Origin of the sequence: Bacillus sp. JJ864, assembly GCF_036963045.1 — a bacterium.
GTDB lineage: Bacteria > Bacillota > Bacilli > Bacillales > Bacillaceae_G > Bacillus_A > Bacillus_A pseudomycoides_C.
Window position 1 is genome coordinate 1 of the sequence record NZ_JBALLY010000076.1, and the last position, 1,963, is coordinate 1,963.

Below are 1,963 nucleotides of genomic sequence, written 5' to 3' on the forward strand. Positions count from 1 at the left end.
AGTAGAGTAGAAAACTGAAACAGATTTCTCTAGGGATGGCTTCGCCATCTCTTTTCTGTTCCAGCTTCCCCTCATCAAACCGTACGTGAGGTTTTCCCTCATACGGCTTTCCGATGTTCTTCTTTCTTTGGCTTTCAGTTTTATTCTAGCTTCCCACTTTCACGAGTGTGTATGTTGTTTTCTTCATCAAGTCCTTAATACGGCTATGTTTCTTTCGAACATTTCTTTTCTTGTTCCAGAAAAGATTCAGTCGTTCCAGAACGTACCAGTCTATTTTGCCAAGCCACTTCTGTCCAATTGGTGATAGGTTGTAATAGTTTTTGAATCCTTGTAGGATTCGATTTAAGCCTTTCACCATATCCTCCAATTGTAAATACAGTTTATTTCTCGGCTTGGTATACTCCTTGATACGTTCTCGCATTTTCTTCATGGCTTTCTCACTTGGTACATGCGCCATGGTATACACTTTCTTTCCGCCTTTCACACATTTAGGGAATTTCCGATGATGAAATCCAAGAAAATCAAATCCCTCTATTCCGTCCCACGTGTTCACTAACTTCGACTTTTCCTTATGGATTGTAAGTTCTAACTTGTTCATAATGAATTGTAGTACTCGAATACTTTCTATCGCTTGTTGTTTTGTTTGACATACGATGACAAAGTCATCGGCATATCGAATTAGTTCTCCTAGATGTTTACACTTCGTTTCCCAAATGGTGTCCATGTAATTCAAGTAAATATTAGAGAGAAGCGGTGATATTACTCCACCTTGTGGTGTACCTAATGTTGTTTCATGAAATTGCGCATGTTCCATGATTCCCGCTTCTAACCATTTCCGAATCAGTTTTAACACTCTTCGGTCACTAATTCTTCTTTCTACAAGCATCATAAGTTTGTCGTGATTGATATTATCAAAATATCCTTGTATATCCACGTCTACTATCCAATGAGATGTTTTACTCGCTTTTCGTATCTTCGATATCGCTTGATGCGCATTTCGTTTCGAGCGAAATCCATAAGAACAGTCTTGAAAATCAGCTTCAAAGATAGGTTCTATCACTAGCTTTGTTGCCATTTGTACAACCCTATCTTTGATGGTAGGAATTCCAAGTGGTCTTTGTTTTCCATCACCTTTTGGAATATAGGTTCTTCTTACAGCTTGCGGATGATAGGACTTACTTTTGAGTTCCATGTACAATTCGTTGAGAAAGTTTCGTTCTCCGTATTGGTAAACGATTTCCTCAATCGTTTGTCCATCTACTCCACCGCTTCCTCTATTCCGTTTTACTCTTCTCCATGCTTCAGCGAGTATATCCGGACGATAGATTTTGTCATACAACGCATGAAATCTTCGGCTTGGACTTTCTTTGGCACAAAGATATAAAGTTTTCCAAAGTTCTCGAGCTTTCACATCGGTGTAGTTAGCTAGCTTTCCAGCATTCACTCACTCTTACCCCCTTCCAACTTATGAACAAAGTAGAGATCCTTCCCTACATAACGTTGTGTTGTCGTTATGATGTTCAGTACTATGACCTCCTCCGACTCCCTCTTTGCAGTCCACCCTTTCGCATTTGCTTATAGGTTTCCTCTTTCCTTTCTTCGAAGAAAGGGCAAAGGAGGGTCTCCCCAGTTCCAGACACTGCTTTCTCAACATACCGTCCTCCTTACCCCGAGGGATTCTTCGATGTTGTATTTCCAAGTTCCTCACATCTTCCATGGTCTTCGCCTATCTTCACCAGGCTCGACTTCCCTTTGTCCTATTGCTAGGTCTCTTTTGACGAGGCGGCAAGGTTCACTTTATGTTACGGTCTGCTGATTCGCTCGCACTTCTAATAGAAGTTACTTTGTCACAGGGCTTCAACCTTAGGATTTCTCCACCAGTTGCCTGTCAGCTACTAGGCGACTTGGTTCTTACCTAGACCGGACTTTCACCGGTAAGCAGCGCCCAGCTTAGCTGGGCACG

1 protein-coding gene is annotated in these 1,963 nt (G+C 41.6%); it reads right to left on the bottom strand.

From position 1 onward, the window contains the following. Positions 1–145: 145 nt before the first annotated feature. Positions 146–1,444: a group II intron reverse transcriptase/maturase gene (ltrA, locus tag V7024_RS12730; RefSeq protein ID WP_335520434.1), complete on the bottom strand. Its 1,299-nt coding sequence runs from the start codon at positions 1,442–1,444 to the stop codon at positions 146–148. Positions 1,445–1,963: the final 519 nt, after the last annotated feature.